A 24,281-nucleotide genomic window follows, 5' to 3' on the forward strand; every position below is an offset into this window, starting at 1 on the left:
TGCGGTCCGCCTTCGACTGGAAATCAGCGATGAACCAGTTTGCTATCCTGTTCGGGGAGCGATTTATGCAGGCGCGCGGATAACGTGCTGTTCAACCGCCTCGCCCACAAAAATGCGGACAGGTTCATTTCCGCGTCCATCGTGACGACAGGTCATCTTCGCTCGATCGCGGACCTTCACTCAACGCTTTCGATTGATCAACCTCGGCGCAACCGCCAGCTTTCGGCAGCACATGAGATGACAGCAAATTAGCGGTGATCGTTGAGAGAGGGGCGCGAAAACTGACAATGTTTTCCTGCCTCGTGCGTTCGCCTCACGCATGCTGCGGCGCTACTTCCCCTCCGCCCCTTTCGACGCCCCGTCTCCCAGCCCCGTCAGCAACTTTCCCAGCAGTTCAGACAACTGCGCCTGTTCTGCATCCGACAACACAGCCAGCAACTCCCGCTGATTGTCGATATGCGCGACAACCGCTTCATCGATCAACGCGCGGCCAGCCTCCGTCAGCGCCACAAGCGTCCCACGCCCATCCGCCGGGTTCGGCCGGCGCTCCACCCACCCGGCCTTCTGCAGCCGGTCGATGCGCGCGGTCATCCCGCCCGACGACATCATCAGCGCGTCGTACAGCGCCGTCGGCGTCAGCGCGAACGGCGCCCCGCCGCGCCGCAGCGTGGCCAGCACGTCGAATTCGCCCGGCTGCATCCCGTAGCGCGCGAACAGCGGATTGAGACGGTCGCGCGCGATCACGAGCGCCGCTTCCTGCAGCCGCCCCATCACCACCATCGACGACGCGTCGAGATCCGGGCGCTCGGCGCGCCATTGTGCGAGCGCATGCGCGGCTCGATCCATTAACCCTCCTCGGCTCACCAGTTATCTTGACGTCGAGATAAATCAGCATTTATCTTGATGTCGAGATACTTTACATGAAAAGCGCGCGGCACCTCCCCGGAGGCGGCCGCGCACCGATATCGAGGGCCTTGCAATGAATCGCTTCACTTCCCCCGGATGGCGGCTTGCCGCCATCGTCCTCGTCGGGCTGAACCTGCGGCCGGCGCTCGCCGCGGTCGGCCCGCTGCTCGACATGATCCAGCGCGCGACCGGCATCAGTGACGGCGCGGCCAGCCTGCTGACGACGATCCCGATCCTGCTGATGGGCCTTGGTGCACTGAGTGCGCGGCGCCTGCAGCGCCTGACCGGCATCGCGGGCGGCGTCTGGCTCGGCGTCGCGTTTATCGGGCTCGCCTGCGTGTCGCGCATCGGCGCGCAGCATGCGTGGCTGCTGCTCGCGAGCGCGTGCTGCGCGGGCGTCGGGATCGCGATGGTGCAGGCGCTGCTGCCCGGCTTCGTGAAGGCGCATTTCGCGACGCGGATCGGCGGTGCGATGGGCGTCTATTCGACGTCGATCATGGGCGGCGCCGTGCTCGCGAGCGTCGTCGCGCCGTTCGCCGCGGCCCAGTGGGGCTGGCTCCCCGCGCTCGCGGGCTGGGCGCTGCCGGCCGGGGTGGCCGCGCTGGCGTGGCCGCTGGCCAGTCGCGGCGGCGACGCGCTCGCCGCCGGGCCGACGTCGGCGTCGAACGCGCAGCCGTCGCGCTCGCCGCGCGCGTGGCGGCTCGCGCTGTTCTTCGGCATCGCGACGGGCGCGTACACGCTCGTGCTCGCGTGGCTGCCGCCGTACTACATGCGGCTCGGCTGGTCGCCGACGGCGGCCGGCAGCCTGCTCGGCGGCGTGACGCTCGCGGAAGTCGTCGCGGGGCTGACGATCTCCGCGACGATCGACCGCCTGCCCGACCGCCGGCCCGCGCTGCATGCGGCGATCGCGTCGCTGTTCGTCGGCTTGCTGGTGATGCTGGCCGCACCGGAAGCGCTCGCGCTGCCGGCCGCGCTGCTGATGGGCGCGGGGATCGGCGCGCTGTTTCCGCTGTCGCTGATCGTCACCGTCGACCATGCGGCGACGCCGGCCGACGCCGCATCGCTGACGGGGTTCGTGCAGGGCATCGGCTACCTGATCGCCGGCTTGTTTCCGTTCGCGGCGGGCGTCGTGCGCCAGCACCTCGCGGACCTGACGCCCGCATGGATCGCGATGGCCTGCCTGTGTGTCGCGTTGTTCGCGCTGGCGGCGGGGTTTGCGCCGAAGCGGGTGCTGCACGCGGCGCGTGCGTAGCAGCGGCCGCCGCTCAGTTGAGCGGCTCGCAAAACGGGATCTTGTCGCGCAGCGCATTGCCTGCGGCGACCGGGTCCCGTCCTGCCGGCAACGTAACGGAAACCGACGTATGCCCGGTCTTGCTTTGCGGTTCCTGGCCTGGCCAATGGCTCTCCTTCCAGGTGGCGATCCAGTCGAGATTGCCGGCGCTCGCACCGGGCACGAAGCGCAGCCGCAAGGCACCGTCGAAGTGTTCGCTGCAATGCGGCGAGTGCTGATAGTCGTGCTCGGTGAAGCACGCGCGAATCTGCTTGCTGCAGCTGAACGGCAGCTTCGATACGCGTGGTGCGCGGGCATGGCCGCCGTTCGGCCGCAGTTCGACGAAGTCGGCGTTTTCCCAGCCTCCGCCACCGCCTGAGTAACTTTCGGACCAACCGGCCAGCACCGCGACCGCGAAACGCTCGCCGCCCAGCGGATACAGCGCGGGGTAGATCCGGTGTGGCGGCGGCTTGCCGTCGCCTTCGACCCGGTCGGCGGGCTGGTAGTCGGAGAAATCCCACCGCTGCACGACCTTCCAGCCGGCGGCGGACGCGAAACTCACTTTCAGCAGTTGCGGGCCCGGCAGGATCGCGTAGTAGTTGCCCGACGTGTCGCTTTTGGCTCGGTACAGCGACGGCGCCTCGTCCGCATCGTCGGGCTGGCCGGGCGCGCCGCACGATGCCGACGCCAACGCGCAAACCTTGCGCGGCCAGTCGCGATCGGGCACGGCGGTTTTCGCGATCTCGACAAACGGCACGGCGCGGGCATCGTTCGCTTCACTGGCGGCGTGGGCCGTGGATGCCGCCAGCAGAGCAGCCGTCATTCCCGCCAGGCCGATCAGACTCGATCGAATACGCGTACCCATTCAACGTTGTCCTTGTAAGGTGGCTTGCGCGCCGCGCCGTGATCGCGCGAAGTGGCCCAGTCTGCCCGAAAGAGCCGGCTCCGTGTGCAATCAGCCCGCGCTCGCGTACAGCGTCGAATCGGCGAACCCTTCGGCATCCAGCACGCGCCCGATCAGGATCAGCGCGGTGCGATCGATCTGCGTGCCCTGCACCTTGCCGACGATGTCGGCGAGCGTGCCGGTCACACGTTCTTCATCCGGCCAGCTCGCGCGATAGATCACCGCGACCGGGCAATCGGCACCGTAATGCGGCAGCACCTCGTCGACGATGCGGGCGAGATGGCGCACGCCGAGATGGATCGCGAGCGTCGCGCGGTGCGCGGCGAGCGAGCCGAGCGCTTCGCCTTCCGGCATCGTCGTCTTGCCCGCGAAGCGCGTGAGGATCACCGTCTGCGCGACGCCGGGCAGCGTCAGCTCGACGCCGAGCGTCGCCGCGCACGCGGCCGTGGCTGTGACGCCGGGCACGATTTCATACGGAATCCCGAGCGCTTTCAAGCGGCGAATCTGCTCGCCGATCGCACCGTACAGCGACGGGTCGCCCGAATGCACGCGCGCGACGTCCTGCCCCTTCGCGTGCGCGCCGGCGAGCAGCGCGACGATGGCGTCGAGGTCGAGTTCGGCGGTATTGACGACCTGCTCGGCGCGATGGCCGTCGAGCACGGCCGCCGGCACGAGCGAACCCGCATACAGGATCACCGGGCACGTGCGCACGAGGCGCTGGCCCTTCACCGTGATCAGCTCCGGGTCGCCGGGGCCCGCGCCGATGAAATACACCGTCATCGAAAAATCTCCGTCAATTCATGGGATGACCGGCCGTGCGGCGTCATGCGCGCGCGGCCGGATCGAGCGCGTCGATGAGCGCCGTGGCCGAATCGAACGCGCGGTCGGCGTCAGGCAGCGGCGGCCGGCGCAGCATCACGACCGGCACCCTGCGTTCGCGCGCGACCTCGAGCTTGGCTTCCGTGGCCGTGCCGCCGCTGTTCTTGCTGACGACGACGTCGATGCCCATCAGCGCGAACAGCGCGCGCTCGCCGTCGAGCGTGAACGGCCCGCGCGCGGCGACGATCTGCGCGCGGGCATTGCCGGGATGCGCGTCGAGGCAGCGCACGAGCCAGAACTGGTGCGGCGGGATCGCGTCGAGATGCGCGAGCGGTTCGCGGCCGAGCGTGAACAGCGGCCGCCTGAACGGCGCGAGCGCGGCCTCGATGCCGGCCCAGTCGTCGACCATGCGCCAGTCGTCGCCGGGTTGCGGCACCCACGGCGCGCGGCGCAGCGCCCACAGCGGCACACCCGCTTCACGCGCCGCGACGGCGGCATTCGCGCTGATTTGCGCCGCATACGGATGGGTCGCGTCGATCACGAGGCCGATGCCGGCGTCGCGCAGATAGGCGGTCAGCCCGGCCGCGCCGCCGAAACCGCCGACGCGCACGTCGCAGCGCAGGTCGTCGGGCACCTTGCCGAGGCCGGCCAGGCTGTAGACGTGACGGGACCCAAGCGCGCGCGCGATCTTCAGTGCGTCGCCGGTGCCGCCGAGCAACAGGACGCGCGTGCTCATCGCGCCTCCCCGACGAAGCGGCCCTGCCGGTCGATCGCGAACATCTCGACCGCGACCGACGGCGGCACGATGTCGCGTGCGACGCGCAACGCCTGTGCACAGACGAGATCGCCGAGCGGCACGCCGTCGGCGTGCGCGAGCTTCAGCGCTTCCTGGCTCGTGTTCGCGGCGCGCATCGCGGCCTGCAGCGCATCGCTTGCGCCGGCCTCGGCCGCCCACTGCGCGAGCAGCGGCAGGTCGATGCTCGAATGGCGGCTGTGCAGGTCGAGATGGCCGGCCGCGAGCTTGCTGAGCTTGCCGAAGCCGCCGCACATCGACAGCCGCGCGACCGGCGCGCGCCGCAGGTGCTTGAGCACTGCGCCCGCGAAATCGCCCATCTCGATCAGCGCCATGTCGGGCAGGTGATAGTGCGCGCGCATCGCGTCTTCGCTCGCGTTGCCCGTGCACGCGGCGATGTGTGCGATGCCGTTCGCCCGCGCGACGTCGATGCCCTGGTGGATCGACGCGATATAGGCCGAGCACGAGAACGGCCGCACGATGCCGGTCGTGCCGAGGATCGACAGCCCGCCGACGATGCCGAGGCGCGGGTTCATCGTCTTCAGCGCGAGCGCTTCGCCGCCTTCGACGCCGATCGTCACGTCGAAGCCGCCCGCATAGCCGTGCTCGGCCGCCAGCGCGTCCAGGTGCGTCGTCATCATCTGGCGCGGCACCGGGTTGATCGCCGGTTCGCCGACCGCCAGCGTCAGCCCCGCGCGCGTGACCGTGCCGACGCCCGGCCCCGCATGAAACCGCACGCCGGGCACCGCCGCGAGCGCGACGCGCGCGAAGATCAGCGCGCCGTGCGTGACGTCCGGATCGTCGCCGGCATCCTTGATCGTGCCGGCTTCCGCACCGTCGGCGGTCGCCCGGCAGAACTCGAGCCGCATCATCACGCGCTGCCCCTTCGGCAGCACGATCTCGACCGCGTCGTCCGCACTACCCGCGAGCAGCAGCCGCGCGGCGGCGAGCGACGTCGCGGTCGCGCAGCTGCCGGTCGTATAGCCGAAGCGTAGCGGCGTGGGCTGTTCGGGAGTCTCGTCGCGCATCACGCGTCCGTTGCGTTCGTCGTGGCCGGCGATGCGGACGTGTCGGCCGCGTCGGGCTTGCGCACGTCGTACAGCGTGACCGGCAACGGTTGCCGCCACGTATCGAAGCGGCCGAGCGGCTCGGCGTGGGCGAGCGACACGCGCGTGAGCGTGCCGCCGTGCGCATCGCGCCAGGCGGCGAGCGTCATCTCGCCCTGCAGCGTGACCGCGTTCGCGACCAGCCGGCCGCCGGGCTTCAGCGTTGCCCAGCACGCGTCGAGCACGCCGGGCGCGGTCGCCCCGCCGCCGATGAAGATCGCGTCGGGCGCGGCGAGCCCCGCGAGCACATCGGGCGCGCGGCCCGCGACGAGCTGCAGGCCCGGCACGCCGAGCGCGTCGCGGTTGTGCTCGATGAAGCGCTGCCGCTCCGCATGCGCTTCGATCGCGATCGCCTGGCATGACGGATGCGCGCGCATCCATTCGATGCCGATCGAGCCACTGCCGGCGCCGACGTCCCACAGCAGCTCGCCGGGCGCGGGCGCGAGGCGCCCGAGCGTCATCGCGCGCAGGTCGCGCTTGGTGAGCTGGCCGTCGTGACGGTATGCATCGTCGGGCAGGCCGGGTGTAAGTGCGCGGCGCGGCGCGTCGGGGCCGGCCTGGCAGTCGAGCGCGACCAGGTTGAGCGCGGCCGTTTCGTCGATGCGCCAGTCTTGCGCGAGGCCGTCGAGACGACGCTCGAGCGGGCCGCCCAGATGTTCGAACACGCTGATGCGCGTCGGCCCGAAGCCGCGTGCGACGAGTTCGGCCGCGACGGCGGCCGGTGTGCGGCCGTCGGCGCTCAGCACGAACAGGCGGCGCCCGGGCAGCAGGTGACGCGCGAGCGTCGCCAGCGGCCGGCCGACGAGCGAGACCGCGCCGACCTCCTGCAGCGCCCAGCCGAGGCGCGCGGCCGCGAGCGACAGCGACGACGGCGCGGGCAGTACGCGCCATTCGTCGGGGGAAAGCTGGCGCGCGAGTGTGGCGCCCACGCCGAACAGCATCGGGTCGCCGCTGGCGAGCACGCAGACGGGCGACGCGCGCCGCGCCAGCACGCCCGCGAGATCGAACGGCGACGGCCACGCTTCGCGCGCGGCCGGCAGCCGCGCGGGCAGCATGTCGAGATGCCGCTTCGCGCCGACGACGAGCGTCGCGTCGAGCAGCGCGCGCCGCGCGCTGCGTCCGAGCCCCGCGTAACCGTCGTCGCCGATGCCCACTACCGTCAGCCACGCCGTCATGCACCCTTCCCCATCGTTCGATTTCCTACCGTGTGTTGCGATGCGCGGCGGCTGGGCCGTCGCGCGTTGATTCGTTGATGATCCTGATCCGCTCCCGCGCCGTGCGTGTCGCCCGCCCGCCGGTGCGATGCGGCCACGACATCAGCCGAGCGGCACGCCGACGACAAACGTCAGCAAGGCCAGAACCATCCCGCCGATCGACGCGATCAGCAGCCAGCCGAGCAGCAGCCACATCAGCGGCCGCGCCCCGCTTTTCCTGTACAGGAACGTGCCGCCCGCCACGATCGGCACGCCGAGACCGGCGAGCCCGACATTCTTCGGCCACTCGGCCGACGGCGCAAGCGGGATCAGTATGCACGCGAGCAGCATCCAGGCCGGGATGGCCAGCAGGCCCAGCGCGATGCCCATGCCGAACAGCTCCGTCCTGCCGAGTGTCATCGCGGATGCCGGCGGTCGCCGGTCTAATATCGAGCCGCCAATCGTACCATTTGCGAGATAGAGCAAAACCGGCTGAAACTACGCTGTGGCGCGGTTGCGCGGCATATCGACAATGCCGGATCGTCTCGAAAATCGGGTATCCTACGGCCGTTCGTTCGCCGGTGCCCCTCGGGGCCGAAGAGGGAACACAGGGCGCGCCACGCGCCGCTGTGGCTGCCCCCGCAACTGTAGACAGCGAGCCGATCTCCCCCTCATGCCACTGGTTCCACCGGGAAGGCCGGGAGCCGGCGCCGACCTGTCAGCCAGGAGACCTGCCGGCCAGAAAGTGCGTGCGTGCCAGTCGGCGTCGGGCGGGGTGTACCGATGCGTTGGCCGCGGCCCGACACTGTCCCGGTACCCCGTTGAGTTCCGCCCCCGTTTCGATTCCTGCGTCGCCCGTCGTGCGCCCGTCGGCCTGCCCGGGGCTCGTGCGCGTGGTCGCGGCCGCCGACGGCGGGCTGTGCCGGATCAAGCTGCCGGGCGGCCGACTCGATGCGCGCCAGGCGCGTGCGATCGCCGCCGCCGCGCGCGCCTTCGGCTCCGGCACGATCGACGCGACCAATCGCGCGAATCTCCAGCTGCGCGGCATTCGCGACGGCGCGGCCGACGCGCTGACGCGTGCGTTGCTCGAAGCGGGTCTCGGCCCGCCCGTCGACGCCACCTCGAATGCAGACGCCGATGCGGCGGCGCTCGCCGCAAGCGACGACGTGCGCAACGTGATGCTCAGCCCGCTCGCCGGCCACGACCCTGCCGCGCTCGTCGACAGCCGCGCACTCGCCGCACCGCTCTTCGACATGCTGGCGCGCGAGCCGCGCCGTGGCGAGCTGTCGCCGAAATTCTCGATCCAGCTCGACGGCGGCGAATCGGTTGCGGCGCTCGACCATCCGCACGACATCTGGCTGGCCGCCTGGCGCCGCAGCGATGGTGCGGTGCGCGTCGCGGCCGGGCTGGCCGGTTGTCCGCCGGTCGCGCACGATGACCCGCCCGCTTCGGTCGATGTCGCGCCGGATCAAGCTGTCGCGCTGGTCCGCGCGCTGCTGCTCGCGTTCCTCGATCTCGCACCGGCCGACGTCACGCGGATGCGCGCGCTGCTCGCAACATGCGGCGAACGCGCGCTGCTCGAACGCGCGCAGCACTACCTGCCCTTCCCGCTTGAAGCCGATCCGGCACTCGCCGGCTGGCGCCGCACGTGCACCGACCCGACGCTGCGTTTCGGCGTGCGCCCGTCGCTCGATGCGACGCGCTGCAACGTCGGCGCGCAATTCGTGCTCGGCCGGCTCGATGCCACCCAACTGGAACGGCTCGCGGCGCTGGCCGAAAGCGACGGCGACGGCACGCTGTCGATGACGCCATGGCAAGGCGTACTCCTGCATCGCGTATCGCGCGAACGCGCACCGGCCGCGCTCGATGCGCTCGCGTCGCTCGGCCTCGTCTGCGCGTCGTCCGATCCGCTGGCGACGCTCGTCGCGTGCACCGGCAGCGCGGGCTGCGCGAAGGCGCGCGCCGACACGAAGCACGATGCACGCGCGCTCGCCGCCCGCATCGGCCACGCAGTCGACGTGCACCTGACCGGCTGCGAGCGCCACTGCGCGCTGCCGCATCCCGCGACGCACACGCTCGTCGCGGTTGCGCCCGCGCACTACGACCTTTACCGGCGCGACGCCGCCGCGGGCCTCGGCGCCCCGCTCGCGCGCCATCTGACGATTGACCAGGCCGCGGCCCGACTGACGGGCGCGCGGCACAGCCAGGACACCACCGATGCTTGACTACATTCGCGACGGGCAGGAAATCTACCGCCAGTCGTTCGCGACGATCCGCGCCGAGGCCGACCTGTCGCAGGTTCCGCCCGACCTCGAGAAACTCGCGGTGCGCGTGATCCATGCGTGCGGGATGGTCGACGTCGTCTACGACTTGCGTTTCTCGGCCGGCGCCGGCACGGCGGGCCGCACGGCGCTCGCGGCCGGCGCGCCGATCCTGTGCGACGCGCGGATGGTCGCCGAAGGCATCACGCGTGCGCGGCTGCCTGCCGACAACCGCGTGATCTGCACGCTCGGCGAGCCCGAGGTGCCCGATCTCGCGCGGCATCTCGGCAACACGCGTTCGGCCGCCGCGCTCGAGCTGTGGCGCCCGCATCTCGCGGGCAGCGTCGTCGTGATCGGCAATGCGCCGACCGCGCTGTTCCATCTGCTCGACATGATCGACGCCGGCGCGCCGCGCCCCGCGCTGATCCTCGGTTTCCCGGTCGGCTTCATCGGCGCGGCCGAATCGAAGGCGCTGCTCGACGCCGACAGCCGCGGCGTGCCGTACGTCGCCCTGCTCGGCCGGCGCGGCGGCAGCGCGATGGCGGCGGCGGCGGTCAACGCACTCGCGACGGAGGTCGAATGACGACCGCGCGCGGACGCCTGTTCGGGGTCGGCGTCGGCCCCGGCGATCCCGAACTGATGACGATCAAGGCGCTGCGCGTGCTGCAGGCCGCGCCCGTGGTCGCGTATTTCGTCGCGAAGGGCAAGAAAGGCAATGCGTACGGCATCGTCGAAGCGCACTTGCAGGACGCGCAGACGCAACTGCCGCTCGTCTATCCGGTGACGACCGAGGCGTTGCCGCCGCCGCTGTGCTACGAGACGGTGATCGCCGACTTCTACGATACGGCCGCCGAGATCGTTGCCGCGCATCTCGACGCGGGGCGCGACGTCGCGGTGATCTGCGAAGGCGATCCGTTCTTCTACGGCTCGTACATGTACCTGCACGACCGCCTCGCGCCGCGCTACGACACCGAGGTGATCCCCGGCGTGTGTTCAATGCTTGGGGGCACCGCGGTGCTCGGCCAGCCGCTCGTCTATCGCAACCAGAGCCTGTCGGTGCTGTCGGGTGTACTGCCCGAGCCCGAACTGCGCGAGCGGCTCGCGCGGGCCGACGCGGCCGTCGTGATGAAGCTCGGCCGCAATTTCGACAAGGTGCGGCGCGTGCTCGACGCGCTGGGGCTCGCGAAGCGCGCGCTGTATGTCGAGCGCGCGACGATGGCGAGCCAGCGCATCGTGCCGCTCGACGAAGTCGACCCGATGGCGTCGCCGTATTTCTCGCTGCTCGTCGTGCCGGGGGAAAAATGGCAAGGATGACGACTCCGCCCGCGATCGTGATTCTCGGCGCGGGCGCGCTCGAAACCGCGCGGCGCATCCAGGCGCGTTATCCGGGTGCGCGCGTGCATGGCCTCGCATCGCGCGTCGCGGCCGACGTGCCGTTCGACGATCTCGGCGCGCACCTGCGGGAACTCTATGCGCGCGGGCTGCCGATCGTCGCGCTGTGCGCGGCCGGCATCGTGATCCGCTGCATCGCCGCCGCGCTCGCCGACAAGGGCGTCGAGCCGCCCGTGCTCGCGGTGGCGGAAGACGGCTCGGCGGTCGTGCCGCTGCTCGGCGGGCTGACGGGCGTCAACGTGATCGCGCGGGAAATCGCCGCATGCGTCGGCGTTGCGCCGGCGATCACGACGAGCGGCGAACTGCGTTTCGGCGCGTGCGTGCTCAATCCGCCGGAAGGCTATGCGCTCGCCGATCTCGGCCAGGGCAAGCGCTTCGTGTCCGATCTGCTCGCGGGCGCGTCGACGCGCATCGACGGCGCGGCGCCGTGGCTCGACGATGTCGCACTGCCGCGCGACGACGCAGCCGCGCATGCGATCCGCGTAACTCCCGACGCATGGCGCGGTACGCGCGACGAACTCGTGATTCATCCACGCAGCGTGGTGGTCGGCGTCGATGCGCAGGCTATCCACGCGGATGAAGCGCTTGCCGCACGCATTGATGCAGCACTCGATTCGCAAGGTCTCGCACGACTGGCGCTCGCGGCGATCGTTGCGCCCGCATCGGCAATCGGTGATGCCGTGCTGGAAACGGCCGCGGATACGCTCGACGTACCGCTGCGCTTCGTTGATACCGATACAGACGGCGACGCTGACACGACAGATGAGGCGGCCACCCTGCTCGGCCGTGCGTTGCGCTTCGCGCACACGCTGCGCGCCACGACGAACGGCATCGCATGCGCGGTCGCGTCGCATCCGGTCGATCCCGCCACGCTCGGCCGTGCACGCGGCCGGCTGACGGTGCTCGGCCTCGGCCCGGGCGGTGCTGAATGGCTCACGCCCGCCGCGCGTGCCGCGCTCGCGGACGCGACCGACATCCTCGGCTACACGACCTACGTGAACATGGCCGGCCCGTTCCGCGCCGACCAGCGCGTGCACGGCACCGACAATCGCGAGGAAATGCAGCGCGCGCGCCATGCGTTCGAGCTTGCGGCCGAAGGCCGGCGCGTCGCGGTCGTGTCGTCGGGCGATCCGGGCGTGTTCGCGATGGCCGCGGCCGTGCTCGAAGCGCTCGACGAAGCGCGCGATCCGCACTGGGCCGCGGTCGACCTGCGCGTGGAACCCGGCATCTCGGCGTCGCTCGCGACGGCCGCGCAGGCGGGTGCGCCGCTCGGTCACGACTTCTGCGCGATTTCGCTGTCGGACAACCTGAAGCCGTGGGACGTGATCGAGACGCGCCTGCGGCACGCGGCGCAGGCCGATCTGGTGATGGCGTTCTACAACCCGATCTCGCGTGCACGGCCGTGGCAGCTCGATCGTGCGCTCGATGCCGTGCGCGCGCACCGCAGCGCCGAGACGGTGGTCGTGCTCGGCCGCGACATCGGCCGGCCGGGCGCGACGCTCACGACGACGACGCTCGGCGCGCTGCGCAGCGATCAGGTCGACATGCGCACGATGGTGATCGTCGGCTCGTCGACGACGCGGCGCTTCGCAATCGGCAATACACGCGAGTGGGTCTATACGCCGCGCTGGTATCGCTGAAGCCGGTCAGCGCGACGGTGTGACGCCGCGCGCGTTGGCCTGCGCGGTGCCGGCTGTGCCGTCGGCATGCCAGAACCGGTACACGAGCACGCCGACGATGGCCTGCGCCGCGACCACGAACGCGACGCAGCCGGCCCATCCCCACCGATGCCAGCCGGGCACCGGCAGGATCGAGCCGAGGCTGCCGCCGAAGTAATAGCAGGACAGGTAGATGCCGATCGCCGTCGAGCGCGCGCTCGACGCCGCCTGCGAGATGAACGTGTTGGCCGACGCCTGTTCGACGAACACGGCGGTCGAGCTGAGCGCGAGGCCGGCCAGAATCACCGGCACGTGGTCGGACAGCGTGAGCAGCGCCCCGCCGATCGCGAGCGCGGCCGCGGCAAGCCCCGGCGCGCGCGGGCCGCGATGCCGCGCGAGGCGTCCTGCCAGCGGCGTCACGACCACCGCCACCAGAAACACCGCGTAGATCGCGCCGATCCCGACCGTGCCGAAGTTGAACGGCGCGCGGGCCAGGCGCAGGCCGACGAAGGTGAAGGTTGCGACCTGCGACGCGAGCACGCATGCGCCGATCGCGAACGATGCAAGCAGCGGGCCGCGCGTGACGATGCGCCAGGACGGCCCCGCGCCGCTATCCGCAACGTGCTCGACGCGCCGCGCGATCGCGCCGGACGCCGGCAGGCTCGCGTAGATCGCGACGCCCGTGACGAGACACAGTGCCGCGACGACGTCGAGCGCATGCCGCCAGCCCCAGATCGACGTCATCAGGTTGGTCGCGAAGCGGCCGGCGAAACCGCCTAGCGTCGTGCCGGCGACGAACAATGCGCTGATCTCGGCCGACGTGCCGCGATCGAAGCGCTCGGCGATATAGGCGATCGACAGCGCGAAAATGAACGGCATGACGAGACCGGCTGCAAAGCGCGCGCCGAGGAACGACGTGAAACCGCCCGCATGCGCGGACCACACGACCGGCAGCGCGACGGCCACCGCCGCGAGCGAGATTGCGACGCGCCGCTCGATGCGCGCGGCCAGCACGCCGACGAATGGCGCGATAATGGCGACGGCCGTCGTGGTGGCGCTCACGCCCTGCCCCGCGCGCTCCGCGCTGACACCGAAGGTGGCCGCGAGTTCGTGCAGGATGCCCTGCGTCGAATACAGATTGAGAAACGCGGCGAAGCCGCAGAGAAAGAACGCGATGCGCGTGGTCCTGTCGTTCATCGGAGCGGCCTGGTCGTCGATACCGACAGTCTGACGAGCGCGCCGCGTGCACGCCAATACCGTTTTCATCGCGATTGATACCGGAACGACAACAATGCTCGACCTGCGCCGCCTCCGCTATTTCGTGGTCGTTGCCGACGAACTGCACTTCGGCCGCGCGGCGTTGCGCCTGCGGGTCGCGCAGCCGCCGCTGACGCGCCATATCGCCGCACTCGAAAGCGAGCTCGGCGTCCGGCTGTTCGAGCGTTCGACGCGCGCGGTGCGGCTGACGCCGGAAGGGGCCGCGTTCCTCGACCATGCGCGCCACGTCGTCAGCGCGGCCGCGGAGGCCGAGGCGAGCGCGCGCAAGATCGCGCAGGGCATCGCCGGGCGGATCGTGATCGGCTATGCGAGCTCGATTCCGATGTCCGACACGTTCCCGGACGTGATCCGCGTCGCGAGCCGGACGATGCCCAACGTCGAGCTGGCGTTCCGCGAGGCGGCGACCGCGAGCCAGCGCCAGCAGATCGCGGACGGCACGATGGACATCGGTTTCGGCTGGGCGTGGCACGGTGCGCCCGGCGTGCCGGTGGCATCGCTCGTCGTGTCGCGCGAACCGCTCGTCGCGGCCGTGCCGGCCGGCGATCCGCTCGCGAGCCGTGCGAGCGTCGACGTCGCGGCGCTTGCGCACGCAACCTTCGTCACCTTTCCGCCCGGTTACGGCTCGGCATTGACCGCGGCACTGGACGACCTGTGCGCGCAAGCCGGATTCACGCCGCGGATCGGCGCGACCGCCGCACAGATCACGACGCTCGTATCGCTGGTGGCCGCCGAACGCGGCATCGCGATCGTGCCGGGTTTCACGGCCACGCTGCAGCGTCCGGGCGTCGTCTACGTGCCGCTCGCCGGCACGCGCGCGGTCGAGCAGATCGTGTCGTGGAACGAGCCGTTCGCGTCGGCGTGCGTCGAGCGCTTCGTCGCACTGGCGCGCTCGCTCGTCCAGCCGCCATCGGCTTGAAGCGCGACGAGCGACACGCGTCGGGCCTCACCCGGTCGATCGGAAAAATCACCCGCGTCACGCGTGCCGGAACTGTGTCGAATCGGCAAGATCGTTACGTATCGGGAATCAAATAACAAAAAGAACTCCTGACTATTCACTATTCGACGCGAATCCTCCAAGATGAGCACGCCGCCGGCCGGGCATGCCCGGTCGCCCGACCGGCGGCGATACGCGGGCCAGCGTATCCCTCTTCCACTTGGAGAACACAATGCACAACAATGTGTTGCCGCGTTTCATCCCGCGCGCGCTTGCAGCGGGTTGCCTGCTTGCCGTGGCGAGCGTGTCCCAGGGCGCCGGCGTCTATGCGCCCTATGTCGACGTGACGCTCTACCCGACGCCGCTCGTCGACCAGATCGGCGTCCGGCAAGGCATCCAGCAGTTCACGCTCGCGTTCGTGGTCGCGGGCAACGGTTGTATACCGTCATGGGGCGGCGTACAGCCGATCGGCAACGGCGCGAGCGGCGGCTTGCTGACCGCGCTGTCGACGTCGATCGCGAGCTATCGCGCGAAAGGCGGCGAAGTCGCCGTGTCGTTCGGCGGTGCGAACGGCACGCCGCTGATGCAGGCGTGCACGACGGTCCCCGCGCTGGCGAGCGCATATCAGACCGTAATCGACACATACGGCCTCACGCACCTCGACTTCGACATCGAAGGTGCGTCGCAAACGGACACGGCCGCGGTTGCGCGCAACTTCCAGGCGGTCACGCAGCTGCAGGCGAGCTATGCGGCGAAAGGCAAGCCGCTGCACGTCACGCTGACGCTGCCGACGATGCCGACCGGGCTCACGCAGGACGGCCTGAACGTCGTCAACGCGGCGATCTCGAACAAGACCGCGTTCGATGCGGTGAACGTGATGGCGATGGACTACGGCCCCGCGAACCTCGACATGGGCGCGGCCGCGATCAGTGCCGCGCAGGCGCTCTATTCGCAACTCGATACGGCGTTCAAGTCGGCCGGCCAGCCGAAGACGAATGCGCAGCTCTGGCAGATGGTCGGCGTCACGCCGATGATCGGCGTGAACGACGTGCAAGGCGAAACCTTCACGCTCGCGAATGCGCAAAGCGTGCTGAACGCGGCGGTCAGCAACGGCTACGGCTTCTTCGGCAACTGGTCGGTCGGCCGCGATCAGGCGTGCCCGTCGGGCGGCACGTATGCGTCGCCGACCTGCTCGGGCGTCGCGCAGCAGCCGTACGCGTTCGCGACGATCTTCAAGCGGCTCGACGGCAAGTGGGGCACGGGCGTCACGCAGGATCCGAACTACGGCGGCGGCTCGGACGGCGGCACGCCGCAACCGGGCGCGCCCTGGGCGGCCGGCCAGGTCTATACGGCCGGCGCGACGGTCACCTACCAGGGCACGACGTACCAGGCGCAATGGTGGACGCAGGGCGACGTGCCCGGCCAGGCCGCCGTGTGGAAAGTGGTCGGCGGCGGCACGCCCACGTGGTCGGCCACCACCGCGTATTCGGGCGGCACCTGCGTGATGTACCAGGGCGCGAAATACTGCGCGAAATGGTGGACGCAAGGCGACAACCCGAGTGCGGGCGGCGTGTGGGTAAAGTCGTGATGCGGCGTAGCGGCCGGCGCTAGCCGCGAGGCCCGCGCATCCGGGGCCGTTCACGGCGATCGCCCGCTACGGGATCGCCGGCGGACGGCCCGCTGGGCGGCAGCGCCCTGCCCGCTTTCAGTCGCGCGGGTGCTCGGCCAGCAGCCTGGCCTTTGCGTCGACGAGCAGCGCCGCATGCGTGTCGCGATGCTGGCGAATCCGCTCGGTCGGCCCGACCACCGACAGCCCGTACCAGTCGCCGTCGAGCGTCAATGCAACCGCGATCGCCGACAGCTCGGGCGCGCTCTCGCCGAAGTTCTCGGCCCAGCCGAGTTCGCGAAACCGCGTGGTTTGCGCGACGAGCGCGGGTAGATCCGCCACTGTCGCATCGGTGAAGCGCTCGAACGGCAACTGCGCGCCGAGCGCCTGCTGCGCGTCGCCGGCCAGTTCCGCGAAGATCGCCTTGCCGATCGAGTTCGCGTGCAGCGGGCGCAGTTCGCCCGGCGCGCGCGTATAGCGGATCGCCTGCTCCGACTCGACGACGTCGAGATACGTGACCGACACACCCTGGATCTTGCCGAGCACGGCCGTCTCGCGGCTCGCGTCGCGCAGCGCGACGAGATGCGGATGGACGATGTCGACGACCGGGTCGGTCGCGTCGATCGCGGCGGCGAGCGTCTGCAGGCGGCGCGTCGGGTAGTAGCCGCCGCGCTTGCGCACTTCGTACAGGTAGCCGCGGCTCACGAGCGTGCGCGCCATCGCGAGGCAGCTCGACGCCGGCACATTGAGCAGGCGCGCGAGTTCGGTGAGCGGCAGCGGCCGCCGTTCGGCGGCGAACAGCTCGAACAGGTCGAGCGTGCGGGCAACGAGTTTGACGTCCATGACGAGTGCTTGAATCGGAACGGGACACCGCGCACCGGGCCGGCTGCCGGGTCGGACCGGTCAGTACGACTTCGGCAGCCCGAGCACCTTCTCCGCGATGTAGCACAGGATCAGTTGCGGACTCACGGGCGCGAGCCTCGGAATCATACACTCGCGCAGGTAGCGCTCGACATGGTATTCCTTTGCATAGCCCATTCCGCCGTGCGTCGCGACCGCCGTCTGGCAGGCCTGGAACGCGGCTTCCGCGCCGAGGTATTTCGCGGCATTGGCCTCCGCGCCGCACGACTGCCCCGCGTCGTAGCGCGTCGCGGCCTTCATCACCATCAGCCACGCGGCCTCGAGCTGCATCCACGCCTGCGCGAGCGGATGCTGGATCGACTGGTTCTGCCCGATCGGCCGGCCGAACACGACGCGCTCGCACGCATACTGCGTCGCGCGCCGCAGCGCGGCCTGCCCGAGCCCGATCGCCTCCGCGGCGATCAGGATCCGCTCGGGATTCAGCCCGTGCAGCAGGTAGCGGAAGCCGTCGCCTTCGTTGCCGATCAGATCGCCTTCCGGCACGCGCAGGTTGTCGATGAACAGCATGTTCGAATCGACCGCCTTGCGGCCCATCTTCTCGATCTCGCGCACCTCGACGCGCGAGCGGTCGAGGTCGGTATAGAACAGGCTCAGCCCGTCGGTCGGCTTCGCGACCTGGTCGAGCGGCGTCGTGCGCGCGATGATCAGCATCTTGTTCGCGACCTGCGCGGTCGAGATCCAGATCTTGCGCCCGCTCAGCACGTAGTGGTCGCCGTCGCGGCGCGCCTGCGTGCTCAGGTGCGTGGTGTCGAGGCCCGCATCGGGTTCCGTCACCGCGAAGCACGCCTTGTCGCGCCCGGCGATCAGCGGCGGCAGGAAGCGCGCCTTTTGCGCGTCGGTGCCGAACACCTGCACCGGATTCAGCCCGAAGATGTTCATGTGGACGGCCGACGCGCCGGACAGGCCGGCGCCCGAGGCGCTGATCGTGCGCATCATCAGCGCGGCCTCGGTCATGCCGAGCCCGGCGCCGCCATGGGCCGGGTCCATCGCGATGCCGAGCCAGCCGGCCTCGGCGAGCGCCGCGTGGAAGTCGGCCGGAAACCCGCCCGCGCGGTCGCGTTCGAGCCAGTAGTCGTCGCCGAAGCGCGCACAGATTTTCTCGATCGCGCTTTCGATCGCGCGCTGGTCATCGGTCAGGTCGAACTGCATGGCATGCACTCCTGGAAAAGGCCAAGCGGCTTCGCCGCTTTCAAGAAGGAAAACGCCCGGCGGCGTCGAGGCTTCCGCTCCGGCGCGCGTCCCTTGCGGGATCGCCCTCTTGGAGCGCCGCCACGAAGCGGCAAGTCCCGCTCGCTCACAGTGGAAACACGCCCACGATCACCGCGGCGAACACCATCAGCACCGTGGCGGCAAACAGGAACGGAATCGTGAATTTCTGGTGCTCGGCGAGCTCGACGCCGGTCAGGCCGACGATCAGGAACGTCGCGGGCGTGAGCGGGCTGACCGGAAAGCCCGTCGTCATCTGGCCGAGCAGTGCTGCCTGCGCCATCTGGATCGGCGGCACGCCGAGCAGCTTCGCGCTTTCCGCGAGCACCGGCAGCACGCCGAAGTAGAACGAATCGGGGTCGAACAGCAGGCTGAGCGGCATCGACAGCAGTCCGAGCACGAACGGCATGTGGCGCGCGTGCTCGACCGGCACGTGTGCGACGACCACGTCCGCCATCGCCTTCAGCATCCCGGTGCCGGACATGATGCCGGTGAACGCGCCGGCCGCGAGCAGCACGCTCGCCATCATCAGCGCGGCCTTGGCATGCGCGTCGATCCGCTCGCGCTGCGCCTGTACGTCCGGGTAATTGATCACGAGCGCGGCGACCGTGCCGAGCATGAACATCACCATCGGGTCGACGATGCCCGCCACGAGCGTGACGAGCACGACGAGCGTCAGCCCGAGATTGATCCGGAAGCGCTTCGGCCGGCGCAATGCGCGCTCGTCGTCGGTCAGCGCCCGCGGCGCGATCGCGAGCGACGCCGCGCCGGCACGATCGAGCCCGAGCCGCTTCGCCTCGCGCACGCCGAGCACGTAGGCGGTGCCGAACACGAACACGAGCCCGACGATCTGCACCGGAATCATCGGCATGAAGATCGCGGAGCCGGGAATGTGCAGCGCCGCCGATGCGCGCAGCATCGGCCCGACCCACGGCAGGAAATTGACGCCGGCCGCCATCGACGCGACGCACGCGAGGATGCGGCGATCCATCCCGAGCCGCGTATAGAGCGGCATCATCGCGGGCAGCGTGACGAGAAACGTGACGGCGCCCGAGCCGTCGAGATGGATCAGCAGCGCGAGCAGCGCCGAGCCCATCACGATACGCGGCGGATGGCAGCCGATCACGCGCAGCACGCCCGCGATGATCGGATCGAGCATCCCGGCGTCGGTGAGGATTCCGAAAAAAAGAATCGCAAAAACGAACATCCCGGCGATCGGGCCGATGTTCTGCACGCCGTGCACGATGAACTTGCCGGTCGCGAGCCCGAACCCGGCCGCGAGCGATGCGGCCACCGGCACGACGATCAGCGCGACGAGCGGCGACAGCCGCTTCGTGATGATCAGGCCGAACAGCGCGACGATGGCGATCGCGCCGATCCATGCAAGCATGATGCGTCTCCTCTTCAGCCGGTGCGCGCGTCGTCGCCCGGCGTGGTATTCGAGTGGCCGTGCGGCGCCGTCGGGCGCGCGGCACGGCCGGCGGCCACGATGCGGGTCAGTCCCGGTGCGTGTCGTGGTCGTGGTCGTCAGCGTTGGCCGCGGCGTCGGCAAACACCTGCGCCGCGTGTTCGTTCAGCGCGGGCGGCGGCCGACGGTACGTGGCCGGCGTGCGGCCGAGCTTGATCGGCGACGCGATGCCGCGATGCCGGCCCAGCTCGACCTTCATCCGCCGATGCGCGACATGCGGATGGTCGAGCGCCGCATCGAGCCCGAGCACCGGCGCGCACGGCACGCCGCGGCGCATCAGTTGCTCGGCGAGCGCCGCGCCGTCGTGTCCGGCCAACGCCGTTTCGAGCAGCGTGCGCAGCGCGGCGCGGTTCGCGCTGCGCGCGCGGTTGTCCGCGAAACGCGGATCGTCGAGCCAGTCGCGCGTGCCGAGCACGTCGCACAAGCCCGCGAACTGCCCGTTGTTGCCGACCGCCAGAAAGATGTCGACGCTCGCCGTCGGAAAGCTGTCGTACGGCGTGATGTTCGGATGCGCGTTGCCGGTGCGCACGGGTGCTTTCCCAGAATGGAAGAAGTTCGGCGTATGCGGATGCAGGATCGATAGCGCGCAGTCGAACAGCGTCGATTCGACGAACTGGCCGCGGCCGCTCGTGTCGCGCTCGCGCAGCGCCATCAGCACGCCGAGCGCCGCGTTCAGCCCGGTGACGAGATCGACGATCGGCACGCCGACCCGCAGCGGCGCGCCGCCGGCCTCGCCATTGACGCTCATCAACCCCGCGAGCGCCTGCACGGCCGCGTCGTAGCCGGGCAGCCCGCCGAGCGGGCCGTCCGCGCCGAAGCCCGACACGCGGCAATGGACGAGGCGCGGAAACCGCGCATGCAGCGCGTCGAAGCCGAGCCCCCAGCGCTCCATCGTGCCGATCTTGAAGTTCTCGACGATCGCGTCCGCGTGTTCGAGCAGGCCGAGCAGCCGCTCGCGGTCGGCCGGTTGCGTCAGGTCGAGCGCGATCCCGAGCTTGTTGCGGTTCACGCCGAGGAAATACGACGCGGTATCGCCGTCGAACGGCGGGCCCCACGTGCGCGTCTCGTCGCCGGACGGCGGTTCGACCTTGATCACCTCCGCGCCGTGGTCGGCCAGGATCTGCGTCGCATACGGGCCACCCAGCACCCGCGACAGATCGATGATGCGCAATCCCGCCAGCGCGCCCTGCTGCTCGTGTTCCGCCATGCGTCCCGCTCCTGGTTCCGGTTGATCGGACAGCCGGTCCCGGCAGGCCCGGCGCGTAGGCGCGAGCTTCCGGATTCGGCGAATAATTCTTGTATGTGAATTTATATTCACACTCAGGAAATTCGTTGTCAACCCCGGCGGCACCCTGAGGCGAAGCGAAAGACGCCGCCGTGCGCAAGTCGGGGCGACACCGAACACGGGCCGGTTGCGGTGGCATCCCGCCTTTCGTTAAGCTGGCGGGCAATCTTCATCTCAAAAAAATCGGACGGATCATTCATGAAACGGATGCTGCTGGCGGCCTTCATGCTGGCGTCGACGCTGGGCGTCGGACATGCGCAAACCCAGACGTTCCACTTCGGCGAAGGACAGACCGGGATGCCGGGTGGCGCGCCGCAGTCGGCCTCACCGACCGCACGGCCCGCGCCCGCGCGCCGGCACGTCACGCCGCCGCCGTCCCACCATCGGCGGGCTGTCCACAAGCGCCGCCAGCCGCGCCACGTGAAGCCCACGCGCAGCGGCATCTATACGCACGCGTGACTCGGCGTTTGCCCCGCGAGGGCGTGCATGGAACTGTCATGAACGGCCGCTAAGATCGGTGCGGCTGCCTCTACGCCGTGGCGGCTGCTGCCGGGTCACGTGCCGCCGACACGCATTTTCTCCACGATTCAGCACCTGTTTGACCGAACATGCGTACCGGGCTGGACACTCTCGCCGTCATCAAGGAACGCGCCACGATCGTGTGCCGTCAGCGCAGCAGCGTGCTGCTGGTCGCCCGCACCGCGTCGCGCTGGTCGCTGCCCGGCGGCACGATCCGGCGTGGCGAGACGCCGCTCGATGCTGCACTGCGGGAGCTTGCCGAGGAAACGCGGCTGGAGGGGCTCGCGCTCGACTACGCGGTGCAGTTCGGCGGGCTGACAAAGCTCCATCACGTGTTCGTGGTCGACGTGCCGGCGCACCTGACGCCGCGCGCGAGCAACGAGATCGCCCGCTGCAAGTGGTTCACCGTCGACCGGCTCGACACGCTGCGTGCGAGCGTGCCGACGCGCAAGATCATCGAGCTGCTGCGTCTCGACTGTTTCTCGGCGATCGCAAGCGGCCGGCTGCGCTGACGTCGATAGCGCTCGCGCCGGTCATGCGCGCAGCAACGGGCCGGCCTTGCGTTCGAGCAACGTGACAAGTTCCGGCTGCATGTAGGCGTACCGGTCGGGAATATCGAGGCACACGATCTTCTTGTGCCGCAGATGCGCGCCGAATTGCGCTGCCAGCCGCGCCTTGTGCGCCCGCTCCATCACGAATACGACATCGGCCCAGTCGAGCTGCTCGGCGGACACGCGCGTGTCGGCATCGGGCGCGAGGCCCGCGGAGTCGGTTTCGACGCCCGGCCATGCGGCGAACACCGCTTCGGCCGTCGGGCTGCGCAGCCGGTTGCGGCTGCAGAGGAAAAGTGCCCGCGTCATGTCGCTTCGCGGTTGCCCGGCGGCTGCCCGCTCAACCTTGCGGAATCGTGCCCGGCCGGACGTACGCGAGCATGTGCGGCACGTAGTCGGCCTTGCCGAGTTCGACGCCGTGGTGGCGCAGGATTGCGTAAGCGGCGATCGCGTGGAAGTAGAACTGCGGCAGCGCCCAGTCGCGCGCGTACTGCTCGCCCGTCATGTCGAACGCGATCCCGTTCGGCATCTCGAGCGCGATCGGCCGCGCGGCACCGCCATCGAGCGCATCCGGCGCGAGGTCGCCGAGAAACGTGAGCGTGCCGGCGACGATCGCCTGCGCATCGGCGAGCGTGCCGGGCTGCGCATCCGCATGCCATCCCGCCTCGCGCAATGCGAGCAGTGCGGCCGGCAGCGGTTCGCCGCGCAGCCGGTGGACGGGCTCCATCGCCTGGAAGCACGAGAAGCGCACCTGTGCCGCGAGCGGATACATGTCGGGCGCCAGCTTCAGCGACATCGCCGCGTCGGGCGCGTCGCCCGCGGCCTGGCGGTGTGCGGCAGCCTTGTCGAGCCACGCGGACTGCGCGCGCAGCATCTGGGAGAAGGTCGGAACGAGAAGTTGAGTCGGTGACACGCGTGCGCTCCTATGCTGTGTTGTGGTTTGCGCCACGATAGCAGCGTAGGGACAAACCTGCATCCTCGCAGGGGCGATGCGCGCGATTGATTGCGGATTCGGTGATATCGCGCATGGCGCGCAGGTGTCGCCCCGCGCAGGGCGATCACGACACGCGGCGGCCGCGACACCACCTCAAGGCTTGCCCTGTCGCGCCAGGAACCGGTCGAACTGCGCGGCAAACGCCTTGCCGTCGCGTGCGCTGAACGGCGCCGGCCCGCCCGTGTCGATGCCCGCGCTGCGCAACTGATCCATCATCGCGCGCGTCGACAGGCGTTCCTCGATGTTCTCGCGGCTGAACCAGTTGCCGCGCGGGTCGAGCGCATGCGCGCCCTTGTCGAGCACGGCGGCGGCCAGCGGAATGTCGGCGGTGATCACGAGGTCGCCCGCTTCAACCAGCTCGACGATGCGCGCATCGGCCACGTCGAAGCCGGCCGGCACCTGCACCGCCTTGATGAACGGCGACGGCGGCGTGCGCAGAAACTGGTTCGCGACCAGCGTCACGCAGATTTCGGCACGACGCGCGGCGCGAAACAGCATGTCCTTGATGACGGCGGGACACGCGTCGGCATCGACCAGTACTTGCATGGCGGTTTTTCCAATGGATTGAAGCAGAAGCGGCGATCATAGCGCACCGCCGGCCGGCCCTCAGCCGGCGCAGCCCGTGCTCAGCGCGTCGGCCGTCACCCACTGTGCGCCCCACGCCGCGGCCAGCCGCGCGCCCTGCCCGATCCGCACGGCCGCGTCGTCGAAGTCGACGAACACGACGTGATCGGCCGCCGCGGGTTTCGCGGGCGTCTCGCGCGTGCGGCCGTCGGACAGCACCCACAGCCAGCGCTGCTTGTCGGGCTCAAGCCGCGCCGCGCGTGCGAGCAATTGCTCGGCGGCCGCGATGCCGTCCGCGAGCGGCGTGCCGCCGCCGCCTTCGACCGGTTCGAGCCAGCGCGCATTCCACCAGCGCGGCACGGCCGGGCCGAAGCGCCGCACGGCGCCATGGCCGCCGAAACAGATCAGCGCGGTTTCGACACGGTCGCGCGCGGCCTGGTCGAAATACGCGACGATCAGCCCCTTCGCCAGTGCGAGCCGCTCGTGCGACAGCATCGACGCCGAGCAGTCGAGCACGAAGCAATGCAGTGCGTGCGGGGTGCCGGCGCGTTGGCGGAAGCGCAGATGGTCGCGCTGCAGCGGGCCGCCGCGCTTCGCGGCGAGCGTCGCCGGCCACGCCACGGCCGTGCCGGCGCGCACCGTGCCCGGCACGC

Annotated in this window: 25 protein-coding genes and 1 riboswitch; of the genes, 9 read left to right on the top strand and 16 right to left on the bottom strand. The window is 70.1% G+C overall.

Annotation, left to right across the window (positions count from 1 at the left end):
• Window positions 1-330: 330 nt before the first annotated feature.
• Window positions 331-846, bottom strand: coding sequence for a MarR family winged helix-turn-helix transcriptional regulator (locus LGM56_RS31640; protein WP_226207725.1), 516 nt, complete (start codon window positions 844-846; stop codon window positions 331-333).
• 133 nt (window positions 847-979) lie between these two features.
• Between LGM56_RS31640 and LGM56_RS31645 the strand changes: the two genes are divergently transcribed.
• Window positions 980-2,158 carry an MFS transporter gene (locus tag LGM56_RS31645; RefSeq protein ID WP_226207726.1) on the top strand — a complete coding sequence of 393 codons (1,179 nt, stop codon included), beginning with the start codon at window positions 980-982 and terminating at the stop codon, window positions 2,156-2,158.
• A gap of 13 nt (window positions 2,159-2,171) precedes the next feature.
• On the opposite strand, the gene LGM56_RS31650 is transcribed toward LGM56_RS31645, so the two are convergent.
• From LGM56_RS31650 to LGM56_RS31675, 6 genes are all read right to left on the bottom strand, one after another.
• Entirely contained in the window at window positions 2,172-2,999 is an 828-nt protein-coding gene (locus LGM56_RS31650) for a hypothetical protein (protein WP_226207727.1), read from the bottom strand.
• Between the two features lie 132 nt (window positions 3,000-3,131).
• On the bottom strand, window positions 3,132-3,860 hold the full coding sequence (gene cobM / locus LGM56_RS31655) for a precorrin-4 C(11)-methyltransferase (RefSeq protein WP_226207728.1): 729 nt from the start codon (window positions 3,858-3,860) through the stop codon (window positions 3,132-3,134).
• A gap of 43 nt (window positions 3,861-3,903) precedes the next feature.
• Window positions 3,904-4,635, bottom strand: a complete 732-nt coding sequence (locus LGM56_RS31660) for a cobalt-precorrin-6A reductase (protein WP_226207729.1) — start codon at window positions 4,633-4,635, stop codon at window positions 3,904-3,906.
• Window positions 4,632-5,720, bottom strand: coding sequence for a cobalt-precorrin-5B (C(1))-methyltransferase (locus LGM56_RS31665; protein WP_226207730.1), 1,089 nt, complete (start codon window positions 5,718-5,720; stop codon window positions 4,632-4,634). Before LGM56_RS31665 ends, LGM56_RS31660 begins: the two co-directional genes overlap by 4 nt.
• On the bottom strand, window positions 5,720-6,973 hold the full coding sequence (cbiE, locus tag LGM56_RS31670) for a precorrin-6y C5,15-methyltransferase (decarboxylating) subunit CbiE (RefSeq protein ID WP_226207731.1): 1,254 nt from the start codon (window positions 6,971-6,973) through the stop codon (window positions 5,720-5,722). The genes LGM56_RS31665 and cbiE overlap by 1 nt, the downstream gene beginning before the upstream one ends.
• A 141-nt stretch (window positions 6,974-7,114) precedes the next feature.
• Window positions 7,115-7,411, bottom strand: coding sequence for a hypothetical protein (locus LGM56_RS31675; protein WP_226207732.1), 297 nt, complete (start codon window positions 7,409-7,411; stop codon window positions 7,115-7,117).
• A 142-nt stretch (window positions 7,412-7,553) separates the two neighbouring features.
• A riboswitch (cobalamin riboswitch) is annotated at window positions 7,554-7,745 on the top strand.
• A 106-nt stretch (window positions 7,746-7,851) separates the two neighbouring features.
• Between LGM56_RS31675 and cobG the strand changes: the two genes are divergently transcribed.
• From cobG to cobJ, 4 genes are read left to right on the top strand one after another with little or no spacing between them, the layout of a single operon-like run.
• Window positions 7,852-9,216, top strand: a complete 1,365-nt coding sequence (gene cobG / locus LGM56_RS31680) for a precorrin-3B synthase (RefSeq protein ID WP_319000786.1) — start codon at window positions 7,852-7,854, stop codon at window positions 9,214-9,216.
• Window positions 9,209-9,835, top strand: a complete 627-nt coding sequence (locus tag LGM56_RS31685) for a precorrin-8X methylmutase (protein ID WP_046545711.1) — start codon at window positions 9,209-9,211, stop codon at window positions 9,833-9,835. The genes cobG and LGM56_RS31685 overlap by 8 nt, the downstream gene beginning before the upstream one ends.
• Window positions 9,832-10,566 carry a precorrin-2 C(20)-methyltransferase gene (locus tag LGM56_RS31690; RefSeq protein ID WP_089494848.1) on the top strand — a complete coding sequence of 245 codons (735 nt, stop codon included), beginning with the start codon at window positions 9,832-9,834 and terminating at the stop codon, window positions 10,564-10,566. The genes LGM56_RS31685 and LGM56_RS31690 overlap by 4 nt, the downstream gene beginning before the upstream one ends.
• Entirely contained in the window at window positions 10,563-12,284 is a 1,722-nt protein-coding gene (gene cobJ, locus LGM56_RS31695) for a precorrin-3B C(17)-methyltransferase (protein WP_226207734.1), read from the top strand. Before LGM56_RS31690 ends, cobJ begins: the two co-directional genes overlap by 4 nt.
• Before the next feature lie 6 nt (window positions 12,285-12,290).
• Here the strand turns inward: cobJ and LGM56_RS31700 are convergent, their stop codons facing one another.
• On the bottom strand, window positions 12,291-13,499 hold the full coding sequence (locus tag LGM56_RS31700; protein WP_226207735.1) for an MFS transporter: 1,209 nt from the start codon (window positions 13,497-13,499) through the stop codon (window positions 12,291-12,293).
• 94 nt (window positions 13,500-13,593) lie between these two features.
• On the opposite strand from LGM56_RS31700, the gene LGM56_RS31705 reads away from it, so the two are divergent.
• Window positions 13,594-14,496, top strand: coding sequence for a LysR substrate-binding domain-containing protein (locus LGM56_RS31705; protein ID WP_226207736.1), 903 nt, complete (start codon window positions 13,594-13,596; stop codon window positions 14,494-14,496).
• A gap of 250 nt (window positions 14,497-14,746) precedes the next feature.
• Entirely contained in the window at window positions 14,747-16,102 is a 1,356-nt protein-coding gene (locus LGM56_RS31710) for a chitinase (protein WP_226207737.1), read from the top strand.
• A 117-nt stretch (window positions 16,103-16,219) separates the two neighbouring features.
• On the opposite strand, the gene LGM56_RS31715 is transcribed toward LGM56_RS31710, so the two are convergent.
• The 4 genes from LGM56_RS31715 to LGM56_RS31730 all read right to left on the bottom strand — a co-directional run bounded on the left by LGM56_RS31715 (window position 16,220) and on the right by LGM56_RS31730 (window position 20,922).
• Window positions 16,220-16,963 carry an IclR family transcriptional regulator gene (locus LGM56_RS31715; RefSeq protein WP_226207738.1) on the bottom strand — a complete coding sequence of 248 codons (744 nt, stop codon included), beginning with the start codon at window positions 16,961-16,963 and terminating at the stop codon, window positions 16,220-16,222.
• Between the two features lie 60 nt (window positions 16,964-17,023).
• Window positions 17,024-18,190, bottom strand: coding sequence for an acyl-CoA dehydrogenase family protein (locus LGM56_RS31720; RefSeq protein ID WP_089431073.1), 1,167 nt, complete (start codon window positions 18,188-18,190; stop codon window positions 17,024-17,026).
• A 145-nt stretch (window positions 18,191-18,335) separates the two neighbouring features.
• Window positions 18,336-19,637, bottom strand: coding sequence for a CitMHS family transporter (locus LGM56_RS31725; RefSeq protein ID WP_226207739.1), 1,302 nt, complete (start codon window positions 19,635-19,637; stop codon window positions 18,336-18,338).
• A 106-nt stretch (window positions 19,638-19,743) separates the two neighbouring features.
• The gene (locus LGM56_RS31730; protein WP_226207740.1) at window positions 19,744-20,922 is read right to left on the bottom strand and encodes a CaiB/BaiF CoA transferase family protein; all 1,179 of its coding nucleotides are present in this window, start codon (window positions 20,920-20,922) and stop codon (window positions 19,744-19,746) included.
• A gap of 276 nt (window positions 20,923-21,198) precedes the next feature.
• On the opposite strand from LGM56_RS31730, the gene LGM56_RS31735 reads away from it, so the two are divergent.
• Both LGM56_RS31735 and LGM56_RS31740 read left to right on the top strand, forming a co-directional pair.
• Window positions 21,199-21,459 carry a hypothetical protein gene (locus tag LGM56_RS31735; protein ID WP_089472774.1) on the top strand — a complete coding sequence of 87 codons (261 nt, stop codon included), beginning with the start codon at window positions 21,199-21,201 and terminating at the stop codon, window positions 21,457-21,459.
• A 149-nt stretch (window positions 21,460-21,608) separates the two neighbouring features.
• Window positions 21,609-22,031, top strand: coding sequence for an NUDIX hydrolase (locus LGM56_RS31740; RefSeq protein ID WP_089494839.1), 423 nt, complete (start codon window positions 21,609-21,611; stop codon window positions 22,029-22,031).
• A 21-nt stretch (window positions 22,032-22,052) separates the two neighbouring features.
• On the opposite strand, the gene LGM56_RS31745 is transcribed toward LGM56_RS31740, so the two are convergent.
• The 4 genes from LGM56_RS31745 to LGM56_RS31760 form a co-directional block, all read right to left on the bottom strand.
• A complete protein-coding gene (locus tag LGM56_RS31745; RefSeq protein WP_071334455.1) occupies window positions 22,053-22,379 on the bottom strand; it encodes a low molecular weight protein tyrosine phosphatase family protein in 327 nt (108 codons plus the stop codon).
• Between the two features lie 31 nt (window positions 22,380-22,410).
• Complete coding sequence (locus LGM56_RS31750; RefSeq protein ID WP_089494838.1) at window positions 22,411-22,983, bottom strand: DUF1993 family protein; 573 nt, start codon at window positions 22,981-22,983, stop codon at window positions 22,411-22,413.
• 174 nt (window positions 22,984-23,157) lie between these two features.
• Window positions 23,158-23,610, bottom strand: a complete 453-nt coding sequence (locus tag LGM56_RS31755; RefSeq protein WP_089425404.1) for a YaiI/YqxD family protein — start codon at window positions 23,608-23,610, stop codon at window positions 23,158-23,160.
• Between the two features lie 60 nt (window positions 23,611-23,670).
• On the bottom strand, window positions 23,671-24,279 hold the full coding sequence (locus LGM56_RS31760) for a vWA domain-containing protein (protein WP_226207741.1): 609 nt from the start codon (window positions 24,277-24,279) through the stop codon (window positions 23,671-23,673).
• Between the last annotated feature and the right edge of the window lie 2 nt (window positions 24,280-24,281).

Source organism: Burkholderia sp. AU38729 (assembly GCF_020419725.1).
GTDB lineage: Bacteria > Pseudomonadota > Gammaproteobacteria > Burkholderiales > Burkholderiaceae > Burkholderia.

Bases quoted from the DNA above. Each gene is read 5' to 3' on its own strand.
- LGM56_RS31640 (WP_226207725.1), bottom strand. From the start codon at position 846: ATGGATCGAGCCGCGCATGCGCTCGCACAATGGCGCGCCGAGCGCCCG.
- LGM56_RS31645 (WP_226207726.1), top strand. From the start codon at position 980: ATGAATCGCTTCACTTCCCCCGGATGGCGGCTTGCCGCCATCGTCCTC.
- LGM56_RS31650 (WP_226207727.1), bottom strand. From the start codon at position 2,999: ATGACGGCTGCTCTGCTGGCGGCATCCACGGCCCACGCCGCCAGTGAA.
- cobM (WP_226207728.1), bottom strand. From the start codon at position 3,860: ATGACGGTGTATTTCATCGGCGCGGGCCCCGGCGACCCGGAGCTGATC.
- LGM56_RS31660 (WP_226207729.1), bottom strand. From the start codon at position 4,635: ATGAGCACGCGCGTCCTGTTGCTCGGCGGCACCGGCGACGCACTGAAG.
- LGM56_RS31665 (WP_226207730.1), bottom strand. From the start codon at position 5,720: ATGCGCGACGAGACTCCCGAACAGCCCACGCCGCTACGCTTCGGCTAT.
- cbiE (WP_226207731.1), bottom strand. From the start codon at position 6,973: ATGACGGCGTGGCTGACGGTAGTGGGCATCGGCGACGACGGTTACGCG.
- LGM56_RS31675 (WP_226207732.1), bottom strand. From the start codon at position 7,411: ATGACACTCGGCAGGACGGAGCTGTTCGGCATGGGCATCGCGCTGGGC.
- LGM56_RS31685 (WP_046545711.1), top strand. From the start codon at position 9,209: ATGCTTGACTACATTCGCGACGGGCAGGAAATCTACCGCCAGTCGTTC.
- LGM56_RS31690 (WP_089494848.1), top strand. From the start codon at position 9,832: ATGACGACCGCGCGCGGACGCCTGTTCGGGGTCGGCGTCGGCCCCGGC.
- cobJ (WP_226207734.1), top strand. From the start codon at position 10,563: ATGACGACTCCGCCCGCGATCGTGATTCTCGGCGCGGGCGCGCTCGAA.
- LGM56_RS31700 (WP_226207735.1), bottom strand. From the start codon at position 13,499: ATGAACGACAGGACCACGCGCATCGCGTTCTTTCTCTGCGGCTTCGCC.
- LGM56_RS31705 (WP_226207736.1), top strand. From the start codon at position 13,594: ATGCTCGACCTGCGCCGCCTCCGCTATTTCGTGGTCGTTGCCGACGAA.
- LGM56_RS31710 (WP_226207737.1), top strand. From the start codon at position 14,747: ATGCACAACAATGTGTTGCCGCGTTTCATCCCGCGCGCGCTTGCAGCG.
- LGM56_RS31715 (WP_226207738.1), bottom strand. From the start codon at position 16,963: ATGGACGTCAAACTCGTTGCCCGCACGCTCGACCTGTTCGAGCTGTTC.
- LGM56_RS31720 (WP_089431073.1), bottom strand. From the start codon at position 18,190: ATGCAGTTCGACCTGACCGATGACCAGCGCGCGATCGAAAGCGCGATC.
- LGM56_RS31725 (WP_226207739.1), bottom strand. From the start codon at position 19,637: ATGCTTGCATGGATCGGCGCGATCGCCATCGTCGCGCTGTTCGGCCTG.
- LGM56_RS31730 (WP_226207740.1), bottom strand. From the start codon at position 20,922: ATGGCGGAACACGAGCAGCAGGGCGCGCTGGCGGGATTGCGCATCATC.
- LGM56_RS31735 (WP_089472774.1), top strand. From the start codon at position 21,199: ATGAAACGGATGCTGCTGGCGGCCTTCATGCTGGCGTCGACGCTGGGC.
- LGM56_RS31740 (WP_089494839.1), top strand. From the start codon at position 21,609: ATGCGTACCGGGCTGGACACTCTCGCCGTCATCAAGGAACGCGCCACG.
- LGM56_RS31745 (WP_071334455.1), bottom strand. From the start codon at position 22,379: ATGACGCGGGCACTTTTCCTCTGCAGCCGCAACCGGCTGCGCAGCCCG.
- LGM56_RS31755 (WP_089425404.1), bottom strand. From the start codon at position 23,610: ATGCAAGTACTGGTCGATGCCGACGCGTGTCCCGCCGTCATCAAGGAC.